Origin of the sequence: Pedobacter terrestris (genome assembly GCF_052343045.1) — a bacterium.
Taxonomy (GTDB): Bacteria; Bacteroidota; Bacteroidia; order Sphingobacteriales; family Sphingobacteriaceae; genus Pedobacter.
In genome coordinates, this window is the sequence record NZ_CP180264.1 from 1,154,740 (window position 1) to 1,170,717 (window position 15,978).

14 protein-coding genes are annotated in these 15,978 nt (G+C 38.3%); 8 read left to right on the forward strand and 6 right to left on the reverse strand.

What is annotated here, in order from left to right; genetic code table 11:
* Positions 1-12 precede the first annotated feature (12 nt).
* The 3 genes from ACJVDH_RS04990 (at position 13) to ACJVDH_RS05000 (ending at position 3,627) form a co-directional block, all read left to right on the forward strand.
* On the forward strand, positions 13-399 hold the full coding sequence (locus ACJVDH_RS04990) for a DUF423 domain-containing protein (protein ID WP_443946471.1): 387 nt from the start codon (positions 13-15) through the stop codon (positions 397-399).
* Entirely contained in the window at positions 399-2,879 is a 2,481-nt protein-coding gene (priA, locus tag ACJVDH_RS04995) for a replication restart helicase PriA (RefSeq protein ID WP_443946472.1), read from the forward strand. The genes ACJVDH_RS04990 and priA overlap by 1 nt, the downstream gene beginning before the upstream one ends.
* A gap of 91 nt (positions 2,880-2,970) precedes the next feature.
* The gene (locus ACJVDH_RS05000) at positions 2,971-3,627 is read left to right on the forward strand and encodes a protein-L-isoaspartate(D-aspartate) O-methyltransferase (RefSeq protein ID WP_443946473.1); all 657 of its coding nucleotides are present in this window, start codon (positions 2,971-2,973) and stop codon (positions 3,625-3,627) included.
* A 327-nt stretch (positions 3,628-3,954) separates the two neighbouring features.
* Here ACJVDH_RS05000 and smpB read toward each other — a convergent pair whose 3' ends face one another.
* On the reverse strand, positions 3,955-4,425 hold the full coding sequence (gene smpB, locus ACJVDH_RS05005; RefSeq protein ID WP_443947602.1) for an SsrA-binding protein SmpB: 471 nt from the start codon (positions 4,423-4,425) through the stop codon (positions 3,955-3,957).
* A 191-nt stretch (positions 4,426-4,616) separates the two neighbouring features.
* Here smpB and ACJVDH_RS05010 point away from each other — a divergent pair, with 191 nt between their 5' ends.
* Positions 4,617-5,096 carry a TlpA family protein disulfide reductase gene (locus ACJVDH_RS05010; RefSeq protein ID WP_443946474.1) on the forward strand — a complete coding sequence of 160 codons (480 nt, stop codon included), beginning with the start codon at positions 4,617-4,619 and terminating at the stop codon, positions 5,094-5,096.
* On the opposite strand, the gene ACJVDH_RS05015 is transcribed toward ACJVDH_RS05010, so the two are convergent.
* Positions 5,097-6,959 (reverse strand): Nramp family divalent metal transporter, encoded by a 1,863-nt coding sequence (locus ACJVDH_RS05015; protein WP_443946475.1) that lies wholly within the window; start codon positions 6,957-6,959, stop codon positions 5,097-5,099. It abuts the gene before it with no gap.
* On the reverse strand, positions 6,946-7,608 hold the full coding sequence (locus ACJVDH_RS05020; RefSeq protein WP_443946476.1) for a metal-dependent transcriptional regulator: 663 nt from the start codon (positions 7,606-7,608) through the stop codon (positions 6,946-6,948). Before ACJVDH_RS05020 ends, ACJVDH_RS05015 begins: the two co-directional genes overlap by 14 nt.
* A gap of 125 nt (positions 7,609-7,733) precedes the next feature.
* On the opposite strand from ACJVDH_RS05020, the gene ACJVDH_RS05025 reads away from it, so the two are divergent.
* Positions 7,734-8,204 carry an Lrp/AsnC family transcriptional regulator gene (locus ACJVDH_RS05025; protein ID WP_293786967.1) on the forward strand — a complete coding sequence of 157 codons (471 nt, stop codon included), beginning with the start codon at positions 7,734-7,736 and terminating at the stop codon, positions 8,202-8,204.
* Positions 8,205-8,719: 515 nt separating this feature from the next.
* On the opposite strand, the gene ACJVDH_RS05030 is transcribed toward ACJVDH_RS05025, so the two are convergent.
* From ACJVDH_RS05030 to ACJVDH_RS05040, 3 genes are read right to left on the reverse strand one after another with little or no spacing between them, the layout of a single operon-like run.
* Positions 8,720-9,034, reverse strand: a complete 315-nt coding sequence (locus tag ACJVDH_RS05030; protein ID WP_443946477.1) for an alpha/beta fold hydrolase — start codon at positions 9,032-9,034, stop codon at positions 8,720-8,722.
* Positions 9,016-9,696 carry a uracil-DNA glycosylase gene (ung, locus tag ACJVDH_RS05035; RefSeq protein WP_443946478.1) on the reverse strand — a complete coding sequence of 227 codons (681 nt, stop codon included), beginning with the start codon at positions 9,694-9,696 and terminating at the stop codon, positions 9,016-9,018. The genes ACJVDH_RS05030 and ung overlap by 19 nt, the downstream gene beginning before the upstream one ends.
* A gap of 22 nt (positions 9,697-9,718) precedes the next feature.
* Positions 9,719-10,237, reverse strand: coding sequence for a TlpA family protein disulfide reductase (locus ACJVDH_RS05040; RefSeq protein WP_443946479.1), 519 nt, complete (start codon positions 10,235-10,237; stop codon positions 9,719-9,721).
* Between the two features lie 104 nt (positions 10,238-10,341).
* Here ACJVDH_RS05040 and ACJVDH_RS05045 point away from each other — a divergent pair, with 104 nt between their 5' ends.
* The 3 genes from ACJVDH_RS05045 to ACJVDH_RS05055 all read left to right on the forward strand — a co-directional run bounded on the left by ACJVDH_RS05045 (position 10,342) and on the right by ACJVDH_RS05055 (position 15,848).
* Entirely contained in the window at positions 10,342-10,881 is a 540-nt protein-coding gene (locus ACJVDH_RS05045) for a DUF2892 domain-containing protein (protein ID WP_443946480.1), read from the forward strand.
* A gap of 279 nt (positions 10,882-11,160) precedes the next feature.
* Positions 11,161-14,331, forward strand: coding sequence for a SusC/RagA family TonB-linked outer membrane protein (locus tag ACJVDH_RS05050; protein WP_443946481.1), 3,171 nt, complete (start codon positions 11,161-11,163; stop codon positions 14,329-14,331).
* A 29-nt stretch (positions 14,332-14,360) separates the two neighbouring features.
* A complete protein-coding gene (locus tag ACJVDH_RS05055; protein WP_443946482.1) occupies positions 14,361-15,848 on the forward strand; it encodes a RagB/SusD family nutrient uptake outer membrane protein in 1,488 nt (495 codons plus the stop codon).
* The last annotated feature ends 130 nt before the right edge of the window (positions 15,849-15,978 follow it).

Genomic DNA, 15,978 nt, shown 5'->3' on the forward strand with positions numbered 1-15,978 from the left:
ATGCAGAAACATATGAATAAACGTATCATCCTTACTGCTTCTTTTTTTGGTGCCGTTGCTGTTTTATTGGGCGCATTTGGCGCGCATGGTCTTAAAAATTTAATTGATGCCCCGTCATTAGAGATTTGGCAGAAAGGAGTTGATTACCAGTTTTATCATACATTTGCATTACTTTACCTGTCTACGTTTGCGCGTTATAGAAACAAGCTGATTAACATTGCGTATTTCTGTTTCACCTTCGGGATTATTCTGTTTTCCGGATCATTATTCCTCTTGGCTACAAGAAGTATTTCGAACTTAAATTTTACACAATTTATTGGTCCGATTACACCAATAGGTGGATTATTGTTTGTGCTTGGCTGGATAATGTTGTTTTTTGCGGCTTTTAAAGATAAATAATGGAATTTTACGAAAACGATATTTTTACAGAAAGAGAAACACTTTTTGTGGAAGTGATTTTGCCTTTATCTCTGGCGAAAAACTATACCTATCGTATTCCCTTTGAACTGAATGATTTTGTGGGGATTGGTAAACGTGTGGTGGTTCAGTTTGGTAAACACCGTATTTATGCCGCATTAATTTCGAGCATTGGGAATCTTCCGCCTAAAGCGTATGAGGCGAAATATATTATAGATATTGTTGACGACGAACCGGTTGTAACACCGCATCAGTTGAAATTTTGGTCATGGATGACCCAATATTACATGTGCAATGAAGGCGATGTAATGTCTGCCGCTTTGCCCGCAAGTTTAAAACTCGCCAGTGAAACGATTCTGATGCTTCGGGAAGAAACAGACGAAGTTTTCGATCTCTCAGAAAAAGAAGAAATCATCATTTCGGCGTTAAGGAAACAACAAAAATTAACCGTTAACGATGTTTCCAAGCTCTTAGGTCAAAAGACGGTTTATCCAATAATTAATCATCTGCTCGAAAAAGAATTAATTCTCGTCGCAGAAGAAGTGGTTCAGAAATATAAACCTTTGCTAAAATCGTTTGTGGTTCTGAACGAATTTTATTCCGATGAAGAAAACCTTAAACAACTTTTTGCCATTCTGGAAAGGGCGCCAAAACAGCTCGATATTTTATTGGCTTACCTTAAATTACAAAAAAAGGGGACACCAATTTCAAAAGAACAATTGCTGGATGAGAGCAATGCAAATGCCGCGGCACTGAAATCGCTTACGGAAAAAGATATTTTCAATTTAATTAAAAAACCAGTCAGTAGGCTTGCAGATAATGAAGATCATTTCGATGCAAATTTTGTATTGAGTAATGCACAGCAAAAAGCTTTCGAGCAGATTAATGATGGGTTTAATACTAAAGATGTGGTTTTGCTGCACGGCGTTACTGCATCTGGTAAAACGCAGATTTATATCAAACTGATTGAAGACGTGATCCGAAAATCAGACGGGCAGGTTTTGTTTCTGCTGCCAGAAATTGCGCTTACTACGCAAATAGTAGAACGAATTAAAAAATACTTCGGCAATAGCATTGGTGTATATCACTCAAAATTCAATAATAATGAACGTGTAGAAATCTGGAATAAAGTGCGAACCGGGGCATTTAAAGTCGTTCTTGGTGCGCGTTCCGCTGTGTTTTTACCTTTTCAGAATTTAAAACTGATTGTGGTAGATGAAGAGCACGAGCCATCTTACAAACAATACGATCCGGCGCCGCGTTACCAAGCCAGAGACGCTGCTATTTACCTTGCACATTTGCACCATGCAAAAGTGGTTTTAGGTTCTGCAACGCCATCCTTAGAAAGTTATTACAATGCCTTACAAGGTAAATATACGCTGGTAGAACTTGGCGAGCGCTTTGGGGGTGTACAACTCCCGAACCAACAAGTGGTAAGCATAGCAGAAGAGAACCAAAAGAAAACGATGGTTTCTTATTTTTCGAGCGTACTAATGAAAGATATGGACCTTGCTTTAGCCAAAAAAGAGCAGATTGTTTTGTTCCAGAACAGGCGGGGTTATGCCACTATTTTGATTTGCGCAACCTGCGGATACACACCAAAATGTGTCAATTGCGATGTTAGTTTAACTTTTCATAAAAGCAGCGGTAAGTTGCATTGCCATTACTGCGGCTACCACCAAAGTAGTGTAAATATTTGCCCGGCTTGTGGCTCTGTCCATGTAGAGCAAAAAGGTTTTGGTACAGAACGTATAGAAGAGGAACTGAAGTTGCTTTATCCTGATGTAACCATCGCACGTTTGGATATGGACAGCACACGAAGTAAAAATGGTTTGCAGCAAATCCTGACCGATTTTCAAGAGAAAAAAACCGATATTTTAATCGGTACGCAAATGGTGGCCAAAGGCCTTGATTTTGATAATTTAAGTCTCATTGGAATTATCAATGCCGACACTTTATTGGGCTATCCGGATTTTAGGGCTTATGAAAGAAGTTTCCAGTTGCTTGCTCAGGTTGCCGGAAGAGCCGGTAGACGTGCCGATCAGGGTAAGGTATGCATCCAGACGTATGATGCCGGTCATCGTATTATAAAGCAGGTGGTAGAAAATGATTATCTGGGGATGTATAATGATGAAATTGTTGAGCGAGAAAATTTCCTTTATCCACCATTTTCACGGATGATATTTTTGGCAGTTAAACATAAAGATGCCAATGTATTGGAATATGCTGCAAATACCCTTGCAAATACGTTAAAGGCAAAATTCGGGAACCGGGTACTTGGTCCGGAGCAACCTTTGGTTAGTCGTGTACGCAATTTATATATTCAACAGATTATTATTAAAGCAGATAAGCACACTGCCATACAAAAAGTTAAAGATGCACTGCGTGAAACACTGACAGAATTTAGCGCAAATAAGGATTTTAAAAGTGTACTTACACAAATTGATGTAGATCCTTACTAAAATCATTTTTGGTTTTGATTTTCTGTTACTTAACTTTTTGCCGGACTTTTTAACTTGAAAGACCATTTAAAAAGGTTAATTTTGACAGCTCATGGCCTACAAATTTGTTGATAATTACCGAGAACGTGGAGCGCGAAAAAAGCTGGTACAATTGTTAGAATCTCGCGGAATCGAAGATGCAGCTGTACTTAAAGCAATCGGCAAAGTTCCACGCCACTTCTTTTTTGATGAAACCTTCTGGAACCAGGCGTATAAAGATATTGCTTTCCCGATAGGGGATGGGCAAACCATTTCTCAGCCGTATACAGTTGCCTATCAGAGTGAATTGTTGCACATTAAAAAAGGCGATAAAGTTCTCGAAATTGGTACAGGTTCGGGTTATCAAACATGTATATTGATGGAGCTTGGAGCAAAGGTTTTTACAATAGAACGCCAGGAAAATATCTATAACAGAACCATTCAGGTACTTCCGGGAATGGGTTATCAACCTCATTTTTTCTGTGGCGATGGTTCAAAAGGCATTGCAGAACACGCACCTTACGATAAGATTATTGTTACTGCAGGTGCACCTATGGTTCCCGAAATTTTATTAAAACAGCTTAAAATTGGCGGTATTTTAGTGATTCCGGTAGGCGATGAAAAAACGCAGAAAATGGTCACGGTAATTCGCATTAGTGATACAGAATTTGATAAGATTGTGCTGGATACTTTTAGGTTTGTTCCGTTGGTTGGTGATCAGGCTTGGTAACGAGTAATGTGTTTTGCTGACTGAGAATGAATCCCGTAGTTTTCTAGGTTTTTTTTGTGTTGTTGGTAAAACCCATCAACGTTCCAGTCCGCTCGTCATCTCAATCGCAGGGAGAGATCTAATCTATATATCTTCAGCTCACCGCCGCTGAGGCTCGGAGAAACTGCAGTTAGCCTTCAGAAATCGCAAGCATAATTTAAAGGTGCTTGTTAATCCGTCATTGCGACGCCACGCGTTGGGGTTAGCAAGAGTGTGAATCCATCTGTTAAACTGTTTTCCTTTTGTTCCGTATTTCTGTGGCAAAAAGAACAGTCGTTAAGCAATTGCTTATCTTTTCATTGCTCTATCGAGCTCTCTCTTACTGTCTCTTTCTTTAATACTGTCGCGTTTATCAAATTCTTTTTTCCCTTGAGCAAGGGCAATTTCCATCTTTGCAAATCCTCTTTCGTTAATAAAAATTCGAAGCGGTACAATAGTGTATCCTTTTTCTTCACCTTTTACTTTAAGCTTGCGGATTTCTTTTTTCTGAAGCAGCAAAACCCGGTCTCGCTTTATATCGTGGTTATAAAAGGAACTGTGGCTGTATTCGGAGATATGAAGATTTCTTACATATAAATTATCGCCTATAAACATGCAGAAAGCATCTGTCATGTTTGTTTTTCCCTGTCTTATTGCTTTAATTTCTGTACCTAACAAAGCTATTCCTGCTACATATTTATCTAGTAAGTTGTAATCGAAATAAGCTCTTTTATTTTTTATGTTGATGTCGTTTTTCAATTTTGTATTGTTTTTGGAGATTTTTAGTCTCCCGTTATTTTCGGCTTAAATAGCCGGGTTGCAAATATCTTAAAATTTGGCGTTATATGTTTCCTAATCCAATTAAATGTGTGAAATAGTTAACAAACTGAATGTTCATCTGTTTGTAAAAGCTTATTAATAATTGCATCAATGCTATTTATTCATTTATTTTAGATCAAAAAATACATCAGATGAAAACACGTAACTTTTTGGTCATTTTGATTTTGGCTTTCGCCATTCAAGTCAAGGCACAACAACCTGCACTACTTCCGCAATTTACCTTTTATAAACTTGATGGTAAAGCTTTGACCAACAAAGATCTGAAGCCTGGAAAAAAAAATCTTTTTATTCTATTTGATTGTACTTGCGAGCATTGCCAGCGTGAAACAAAACAGCTTAATGCAAATTACGCACAATTTAAAGATGTTAATATTTATATGGTTACGCTGGATGAAGCATTTATTATTCCTCAGTTTTTTAATACCTATGCAAAAGGTTTAGATTCCAAACCAAATGTTACCATTTTGCAAGACAAGAAGAAAATCTTTATCCCAACATTTCTTCCTTCTATGTACCCGGCTATGTATCTGTATTCTGATGCAGGTAAACTTTTAGTCTACAATTCTGGTGATGGCGGCATCAAAAAAGTGATGAAAGCCATAGGGAAATAGTTACCGAATAATCAAAACCGGAATCGTTACTTTGTGCCGAACGGCATCAACGGTTGTTCCGAAAATAAGGTCTTTTAACCCGCGGTGTCCGTGTGCGCCCATTACCAGAAGTTCTAAATCATTTTTATTACAAATTTCTGCAATGGCGCCGGATGTTCCTCCGAAACCAATGAAAGATGTAGAATCATAGCCAAGATCGCTTAAGTTTTGCTTGTATTTTTCAAGGTTTTCTGCATCTCTTTTGGTTTCATGATCCATTACAATATCGCCATGATATCTTGCCGCGGCAGTTTCCACAACGTGAATGAGAAAATAGTGCGCATCCTTTCCACCTTGAATCAGCGCATGCCTAATCGTATTGCGGTCATTTTTTGAAAAATCTACCGCAATTCCAATCCGCTGATAGTTTATCTTCCCGATATTGTCGATTTGTAATGCATCGCCATGCGGAATCAATGATTTTGATCGATTGTTTTTATCCAGCAAAGGATGTAGAAAAATATAGAGCAAAAGCAAGGAAGTTAGTAAAACCACCGGGTAAATGAATACATAAATCCACCAGGAATTTACGCCTTGTGTCCAACCGCTGATTTCTTCTGTAACCAACTTCACATTTAATGCGATAATTACAATTGCGCTTGTCCATGCCAATACTTTTACCCAAGGTTTAATGGCGAAATCTTTCATCAGATTTTTGTCTGATGTGAAGTGAATAAGCGGAATAATTGCAAAACCAAGTTGTAAACTTAAAACAACCTGACTTAAAACGAGCAATCCGCCCAAGGCATCGTCTCCGTAGTGCAGAATCGTGAAGAAGGCAGGTATGATGGCCAGCAATCTGGTGATTAACCTTCTTAACCAAGGTTGAATACGCAAATTAATATGCCCTTCCATTACGATTTGCCCGGCCAATGTACCAGTAACGGTAGAGCTTTGTCCGGCGGCAATCAAGGCGATTGCAAAAAGGGTAGGAGCAATATTTCCGAAGATATTGGAGAGCAGTTTATGAGCATCTTGAATTTCTGCAACCTCATGTAAACCATTTTTATAAAAGGCTGCTGCGGCTAGAATCAGAATTGCCGCGTTAACGAAGAACGCCAGGTTTAGCGCAACAGTTGTATCAATTAAGTTAAATTTTAATGCTTCTTTGATTCCTTTATTTGTGCGCTCAATTTTCCGGGTTTGTACAAGTGAAGAATGGAGATAAAGATTGTGCGGCATTACCGTAGCACCAATAATACCAATGGCGATATAAAGTGCGTCGCCGCCAAGAACTGAAGGCTCAAAACCCTTTGCAATTTCTTTTAATGAAGGCTCTACAATAACCATTTCTGCCAAAAAGGAAAGTCCGACGATAAAAACCATCGATACGATAAAACTTTCCATTGCGCGCATGCCCTTATTCAGTAGAAAAAGTAACAAAATGGTGTCGAAAATGGTGATAGAGATTCCCCAAATCAAAGGCAGTTTGAATAGAAGCTGAAGACCAATGGCCATTCCAATAATTTCTGCCAGATCGCAAGCAATAATGGCAGTTTGCGCCAATCCGAATAATGGAATATTTGCCCAACGCGGGTATGCTTGTTTAGAAGCTTGCGCAAGATCCAGCCCGCGAACTATTCCCAATCTTGCACTGAGCGATTGTAGAAGTAGGGCAATTAAATTGGACATGAGTAACACCCAAATGAGCTGATAGCCAAATTTACTTCCACCTGCTAAATCTGTTGCCCAGTTTCCAGGATCCATATAACCAACGCTAATTAAATACGCTGGCCCTAAAAATGCTAAAATTCTGCGCCAGCCTTTACGCTTATCTGTATTGATGCTTTGGTGAACTTCACTGAGAGATTCAGATTTTGCCATTGTCGCTTATTAATATGTGTTTTGCTACTTCTCTACTGATGTTAATTTGCTTGTTATCGACCATAAGCTCAACAGAACCGTCAAAATCGGTAACATCATTAACTTGTATTTGTTTACCCAAGGTAAGCCCCAGTTTTTCCAGGTGTTTTAAAAATGGCGAGGTGTGTTGGCTCACCCCAGTGATTGTTCCGGTATCGCCGATATTCAATTCTATAAGTTTAGTAAATTGAGTTTTGGCAAAGCGTCCGTTTTTATCCGGAATGGGATCGCCATGAGGATCGGATTTTGGAAAACCAAGAAATTCATCCAGGCGCTCAATTAAGTTTACTGATTTTATGTGTTCCAATTCCTCGGCTACGTCGTGCACTTCGTCCCATTTGAAGTTTAGTTTATCAACCAGAAATACTTCCCAAAGGCGATGTTTCCTAACTATATCTATTGCTGCCAGACGGCCATCTTCTGTTAAACTTACGCCTTGATATTTAACATAGTCTACTAAACCCTTTTCTGCTAACTTTTTAATCATATCTGTAACGGATGCAGGTTTTGTTTGCATTTTTTCTGCAATTGCATTTGTTTGAACGTTATTTGCCCTTTCAGCGAGATGATAGATTGTTTTCAGATAATTTTCCTCAGTGAAACTTTGCATTTATATTTATCTAATTATATTTTTAGGTAAATCTAAAAATTTTAATTTAAAATTTATATGATAAATTATGTTAAAATTTAGAATTTAATTTGGCTATGTTTGTGTCTCAATACCTTTGAACCTATATGGCATCAGAATTAGATAAAATTGATTTTAAGATCTTAAAGATTCTACAAGAGAATGGTAGAATTACCAACTTATTGCTTTCTCAGGAAATCGGCTTGTCGCCAGCACCTACGTTAGAGCGCGTACGTAAACTGGAAATGGCAGGATATATTAAAAGTTATCATGCATTAGTTGATGAAGAAAAACTGGGTTTAGGTATTAAAACGTTTATACAAATCCAGCTAGACTTTCATAAAAACAATACCATTCAGATTTTTTTGGATGAGGTGAACCAGATTAAAGAAATTACAGAATGTCATCATGTAACTGGTCAGGCAGATTTTCTGCTGAAGGTGTATGTTAAAGACATTAAAGCGTATGAGCGTTTGATTATGGACAAAATCAGCAAGATTTCTGTGGTGAAAACTTTCCAGACGATGATGATTATGTCTACGACAAAGAAAGAACCTATTGTTCCGTTAGAGTACTAATTTGTTCGCGTATATGGAGGCCGGAAAAGTCGGAGCAGGTCTTGCTTCCTCGCAATGACACTTTGGATGTTTAGAATGTCAAATAAATCGTCATTGCGCACTGAAGCAGAGGTTTGAGTGAATGCGTAATGCATCTTTTCTTTCCCAAACACGTCCGGAATATCTCACAAAAGATGCTTATTCAGTATTTCGGAGATTTCTGAAGCATTTTGATACACCATGAAATGTGTGCCGTTCTGAATAATGTAATTCGGTGACGCATTTTTTGAGTACAAAATTCTGTCTTTTGAACCATGGATTTGAATCAGATCTTTCGGGCGAATTTTATTTTTCCACGTCAAGATTGATTTGATAGCAGGTTTCAGAAAACTTGGATCTGTGTCTTCAATAATCTTCGCGAGGAGCTGTTTGTCTTCCTTAGTCGTCACACCAAAAAAGTAATTCTGAGTAAATTTGTTCCAAAATTTTAATAAACCTGTAGGAATGATACTCAATACACTAGGCAGGCATGCTAATCAATAAGTAAGTGGCAATTCCGTCCTTTTAACAGAGCTTGAAATGATCACCGTTGCTGATGGTTTTAGAAGTTTTGCCAATTCTACAGCAATGATTCCTCCGAAAGAAACGCCAACAAGTGCAAAAGAGATACTGGTATCTATTTGCAAACTCAATCGGGCGGCATATTTTTCTAAAGATTCTTTTTTTCCAAAAGCAATCCAGTTAACGTGAATAATTTTGAGATCCGGCCGAAGATTTATATTCGAAAATATCCGCCTATCCGCGCCCAAACCACTAATAAAGTAGACGTTCATCAGTCCGTCAATCTCCAATCTATCGGTTTTTGATTACTCTGTATAAGCAGCTGATTGGTTTTGGAAAAATGTTTAGAGCCTAGGAAGCCAGTATATGCTGAAAATGGCGACGGATGCGGAGCCGTTAAAATATAATGTTTTTTTTGATCTATAAGGGCAGCCTTCGCTTGTGCATACTTTCCCCAAAGAAGGAAAACGATATGATCTCGTTTATCAGACAAAGCTTTAATGATCTCATCTGTAAAAATTTCCCAGCCCTGGTTCTGATGTGATGCAGCCTCGCTTGCTCTAACCGTCAAAGTGGCATTAAGGAGCAATACACCTTGTTCTGCCCAATATGTTAAATGGCCATGCCGAGGAATTTGAAATCCTTCAATATCAGTTTCCAATTCTTTATAGATATTTTTTAAAGAAGGTGGAATGGGAATACCGCGTTGTACAGAAAATGAAAGCCCGTGTGCCTGGCCTGCACCATGATAAGGATCCTGGCCTAAAATGACCACCTTAACCCGATTAAAAGGTGTTGTATTTAATGCATTAAAAATGTCAGCTCCTTTTGGGTAAATGGTTGCGCCTTTTTCTTTTTCCTGCTGTAAGAAGGATTTTAAGCCCTTCATGTAATCTTTTTCAAATTCCTGTTCTAAAACGGCGAGCCAACTCGCTTCTAATGCTGGAGACATATATTTGCTAAAAATTAATGGATTAGTTCTGCTTATTTAAAATCTCCAACAAATCTCCTTCAAGAGTTGTTTTTGGGCCTTCAGTAATTCTGCCCAGTTCTACACCTTTTTTATCGTAAATAATAAAGGTTGGTACCAATGTAATATTCAACGAGTCTATAATATCGCTTTCGGCTTTTTTATTGCCATCAACAGCGATTAAGATAATCTTCTTCTCGTCAACATTCAGTGCATCTAAAATTTTAAAGAAATGTGGCACATTTACTTTGCTATCGCTGCACCACGAGCCGAAAACAATTTTTACGGTTTTATCATTAAATCGCGTCTTCAATTGCGTTAGGATTTTAGAATCTGGTTCATAAGACGCATAAAGCGGATCATACATTTCTTTAAACTCCGGAAAAGAGGTTAGTCCTTTGCGGTCACAAATATTGATCAGTATTTCCTTGTCATGAACTTTATCGTGCGTTTTTTTATTCAGCTCTTGGGCAGAAAGATGCATAGAAAATAAAATTAGTGTTGCGGATAGTATGAATTTCATGTGATGGTATCGTGTAAATTTTTAATGAAATTATTGTTTTAAAATCTAATTTCTGCCATTTAAAAACGATATTTGCAAAAAAAATAAAATTTAGAATTTAATTTATGCCAAATATTATCAGATTAATTGCGGGGTTTGCTTTATTGGGTGGCGCAGTTGCTTTATTTGTTTTCGGTTTCTGGCCTTGGGGTATTTTAGCAGTATTGTTAAGTTTATTGGTGCTGGTTACTTTTTTCTTTAATGAGAATATGCTTTTGGCGCAATGGTATTTACGTAAAGACAATATGCCTAAGGCTGAGATGTTTTTGAAGCGCATTACAAATTATGAAAAACAGCTAATAAAAGCACAGCACGGATATTATAATTTGCTAATCGGACTTATAGAGAGTAGAAGAGCACCTATGCAAAGCGAAAAATATTTTAAAAAATCACTTGCTTTAGGTATGCAAATGGATCATAACATTGCGTTAGCAAAATTGAGTCTGGCTGGTATAGCGATGGCAAAACGCAACAAACGAGAAGCAGAAATGTATTTATCAGAAGCTAAAAAAGCCGATAAAAATAAATTATTAGCCGACCAGATTAAACAAATGAAGGCACAGATGGGGATGATGGATAAACAACAGCAGGTCCGTTACCGCTAAAAAGTAAAATTTTTACGAATTTAAAAGCTTATCAGTTAATTTTGGTAAGCTTTTTTTTGTTTTTGGCATTATTTTGTTGTTTTACCTTTAATATTTGTCAATTAATTTATCATTTTTATTATTGATTTGATTATTTCTATAGTTTATAGTTTTTAACTATATGTTTTCGTATCTTTTTATTGTTTCATATTGATTTTATTACATTTATTGGTGTATTTTGTACACTATTAGAGATATATTTGGTTATAAAACTAATAATACTAACCCAAACTTATCAAAATGAAGAAAATTCTACAGAATTTGTTCGTATTGATGTTAATTGCCGTAACCGCAATGGCTCAAGACCGAACAATTACAGGAACAATTACGTCAAAAAGCGATGGATTGCCCATTCCCGGAGCCAGCATCAAAATTAAAGGCACCAATATTTCTACGGTTACCGATGCAAATGGAAAATTCACCATCAAGACATCTGCAAATCCGGCGGTATTGGTTCTGTCTTTCGTAGGGTATAGCAACCGCGAAATAACTGCCACTCAAAATACCATTAATGTAGCTTTAGAAGAAGATTCAAATCAGCTGGATGAAGTCTTGGTCGTATCTTATGGAACCACAAATAAGAAAGTATTTACCGGGTCTACAGTTGCTGTGAATGCTAAAGATTTCGAGAAGCGTCCGATAACGAATGTTTTGAGTTCTGTAGTAGGCTCTGGACCGGGTGTTTCAACAACTATTGCTGGAGGCGCGCCGGGATCAAGTCCGGGTATCCGTATCCGTGGTTTTGGATCTATCAATGCAAGTTCCAGTGCATTAATAGTAGTAGATGGAGCAGTTTATGATGGCGAAATTTCTAATCTTAATCCAGATGACGTAGAATCAGTATCTCTTCTTAAAGATGCGGCAACAACTGCTTTGTATGGTTCAAGAGCGGGTAACGGCGTTGTGCAGATTACGACAAAGAAAGGTAAAGTTGGAAAACCAACTGTTTCTTTTAAGGCCACAAATGGTTGGATAGAACGCGGTTTACCAGAATACGATCGCGTAGATGCGTATCAATATTATCCTTTAATTTGGGAAGGTTACCGAAACAGCTTAACGTATGGTTCAGCCCGGATTCCAATGGCTACCGCAAACGGAATTGCATCTGGAACAATTCCCAGCTATAATGGCACCAATTACTCTAGTGTTAAAACACTCTTGGGCTACAATCCTTTCAACGTAGCTGATAACCAGATTGTAGGATTGGACGGACAGATTAATCCCAATGCGCGCCTTCTGTATCCAGATGATCTGGATTGGGCTGATCAGGCAGCGCAAGGCGGAAAGAAAAGACAAAATTATAGTATGACCTATTCTGGCGCCAATGAGAAAACGGACTATTTTGGTTCATTTGGTTACACTAATGAAGAAGGTTATCTGGTCAAATCTAGCCTGAAACGCTACAATGCGCGTATAAACCTCAATACCCAACCCATGGATTGGTTTAAAACTGGGTTCAACCTGTCTGGAAATTATACGGATTCGCAATTCGATAATGTTGGCACCGGTGGCTCTTCATTTATCAATCCTTTTTACATTTCGAGGTATATTGCTCCGATTTATCCGGTTCATTTACATAATGCCGCTGGCGAAATGGTTTTGGATGAAAACGGACAACCGGTTTATGATTTTGGTAGTGGGCGGCCATTCTCGCAAGGAAGACACACAATTTTTGAAAACCTTCAGGATAGTCAAGGTTTAACCCGCGCAGCAATCAACAGTAGAGGATATGTAGCCATTAATCTTTACAAAGGCTTGAAGTTTACCACCAATTTATCATTTGATATTCAAGATGAGCATCAACGTACATTTGATAACCCAACATTGGGTGATGGCGCACCAGCTGGTCGTGCTTACCATGATTTTTACCGGACAACCAATTTAACCTTCAATCAGTTATTGGAATACAGTAAAGATTTCGGCAAAAACCACCTTGACGCTCTACTCGGCCATGAAAATTTTAGCTACAGATACAATTCCTTATCTGGTGCTAAGACAGGAATCATCATTCAGGGAATTACCGAACTTCCGAATTTTTCGACGATTACCACTTCCAGTTCTTTGGAAAACAATGCAACGGTAGAAAGTTTCTTCTCTCGTTTAAACTACAACTACGATCAGAAATACTTATTGAGTGCAAGTTTAAGAAGAGATGGAAACTCAAAATTTGCCCCGGCAGTACGCTGGGATAACTTCTACTCTGTAGGTTTAGGATGGAACATCAGCCAGGAGTCTTTTTTTAAAGTCAAATGGGTAGATCAGTTGAAAATCAGAAGTTCTTACGGTGTATTGGGGAATGCAGATGGTTTAGGAAATTATCCTTATCAGGCACTTTATCTGTTGGGCCGGAATAATGCGGCAGAGCCAGGATTTACTCAGAATACTTTGGCAAACGAAGAATTGACCTGGGAGACTTCTAAAAATTTCGACATTGGTATTGATTTTAGTTTATTAAAAGGTAGAATTGGCGGTAGTGCCGAATATTTTCACCGGGTAACTGATGGTTTAATATTTGACGTTCCAATCGCACTCTCTGCTGGTGGTACAACCGGAAGTAACAATTATACCGTTCCAACCAACATTGGTTCTATGTATAATAAAGGTTTCGAAATCAATATTAATGCACACGCTGTAAAATCAAGAGATTTTAACTACCGTGTAAGCCTCAACCTAACCAAAATAAAAAATGAAGTCACCAAAATGCCTGAATTGATTCCTTTAATCATTGATGGAACAAAAGCGTATAGTGTTGGCCATTCTGTTTATGATTTTTACCTTATTGATTATTACGGGGTGGATGCACAGACAGGAGCGGCATTATATAAAACAAATGCCATCACAACAAATGCCCGGATTATTGGTCAAGATACAGTTACAACTGCTATTGCAGAAGCCAACAGGCGTTACAATGGAGTATCTGCAATTCCAGATATTGCAGGTTCTATGAACCACTCTTTCAGTTACAAGAATTTCTCTCTGGGGGTTCAATTTACTTTCCAGGTTGGCGGTAAAGTTTATGATGGTTCGTATGCTTCGTTAATGCATAGTGGAAATTATGGTACTGCGCTATCAACGGACATTCTGTCGCGCTGGCAAAATCCTGGTGATATCACAAATGTACCACGCATGGATGTTGGTCAAGTAACCAATTTTGGTGCAGCGACATCGACCAGATTTTTAACCAATGCCAGTTTCTTGCAAGTGAATGCAGTAAATCTAAGCTACAATATACCTCAGGCTTGGCTAAGCAAAATCAACGCGAAGAACGCCAGCATTTTTGTGAGTGCTGAGAATCTTGCTTTGGCGAGTGCAAGAAGGGGTATGAATGTTACTGGGTCATTTAGTGGTACCACAGCCAATTCATACAACTACAATAAAATCTTCTCCGTTGGATTAAGTGCCACATTCTAGAAATTGGGTTAATATTTAATAATAAAGTGATGAAAAATACGATAAAGAATTTAATGCTTGCACTTATTCCATTGGTATTGGCTAGTGCTTGTAAAAAAGAATATTTAGAAACCCGTCCAACCAATCAGGTGGCCACGGGCGATGCCTTTAGTACAACTGCAAATGCCTGGGCGGCTGTAAACGGAATCCACAGGATCATGTATTCGCAGATATTTAGCACGCAATCTCAAGGTGGCCAAAGTGGAAATATGCTTTACATGGATATTTTAAGTGAAGATATGGTGATGAATACCACCGCCAATTCATGGTTGAGAAGTGATTATCAATGGCTGGCACATACCAATCCCAATAGCAGTATTTCAGAATATAACTATTCTTTCTACTACGTTATTATTGGTAATGCCAATATGATCATTGCCAATATTGACAATGCTGCCGGAAGTGTTGCCGATAAAAATGCGATTAAAGGTGAGGCTTTGACCTACCGCGCCTGGGCATACTTCCAAATGGTGCAATTATACGGAGCAAGGTTTGTTGCAGGAGGAGCAAATTCTGGTTTGGGCGTTCCATTGGTGACCGTGCCCACTACGTCGAAAACCCCTCGCAATACCGTGGCACAGGTTTACACTCAAATTAACACTGATATTGATCAGGCAATTGGCCTGCTCGCCAGTTACAACAGGGCAAACAAATCGCACTTCAATATTAATGTTGCAAAAGGTATAAAAGCAAGGATTGCACTTACACAACAAAACTGGGCAGATGCAGCCAAATTTGCACAAGAAGCCCGACAAGGATTCACATTAATGACCAATACACAATATAAAGCTGGATTTAACGATTACAGCAATCCCGAATGGATGTGGGCTTCGCGGATTACTTCTGATCAAACCAATTATTTCTATTCGTTTTTCGCTTATATGTCTTCCAACTACAATTCGACAGCCATTCGTACAAGCCCGAAATCAATTTTTTCAGTATTGTATAATCGGATTACAAGTACTGATGTTCGTAAAGGTTTGTGGGATCCGACGGGAACAAACACAGCTTCTTTTCCTGTTCCGGCATCTGGATCCAGGTATCCATATATGAGCAATAAGTTTAGGGTTGGAGATACAAATTTAAGTATCGGCGATGTCCCTTACATGCGCGCTGCAGAAATGTACCTGATTGAAGCAGAGGCATTGGCCAGAAGTGGAAGTTTTACGGCTGCAGCCAGCGCTTTGTATCCTTTAGCGGTTAACCGCGATCCTTCATATGTACTTTCTACCAAAACCGGCGATGCACTAATTGATGAGATCATGATACAACGAAGAGTAGAATTGTGGGGGGAAGGTTTCCGTTTTTATGATCTCAAACGTCTTAATCTGGCTTTAGACAGAACTGGAGGCAACCATAGCGGTACCGTGAGTAACGGATTGTTGCAAGTGGCTGCCGGAGATTTAAGATGGCAGTTTCTTATCCCTCAGGAAGAAATTAATATTGGTGACGGACTAATTATTCAGAATCCACAATAACTAAATATATATTATATTCTTAAAGGCAATTTTTCCTAATGGAAAAGTTGCCTTTTTTTCATACCTAAACCGTAAATTTCAGTCAGAATCGAAAATAAAATTTAGATTAGTCTAAAATTTTTGATATTTT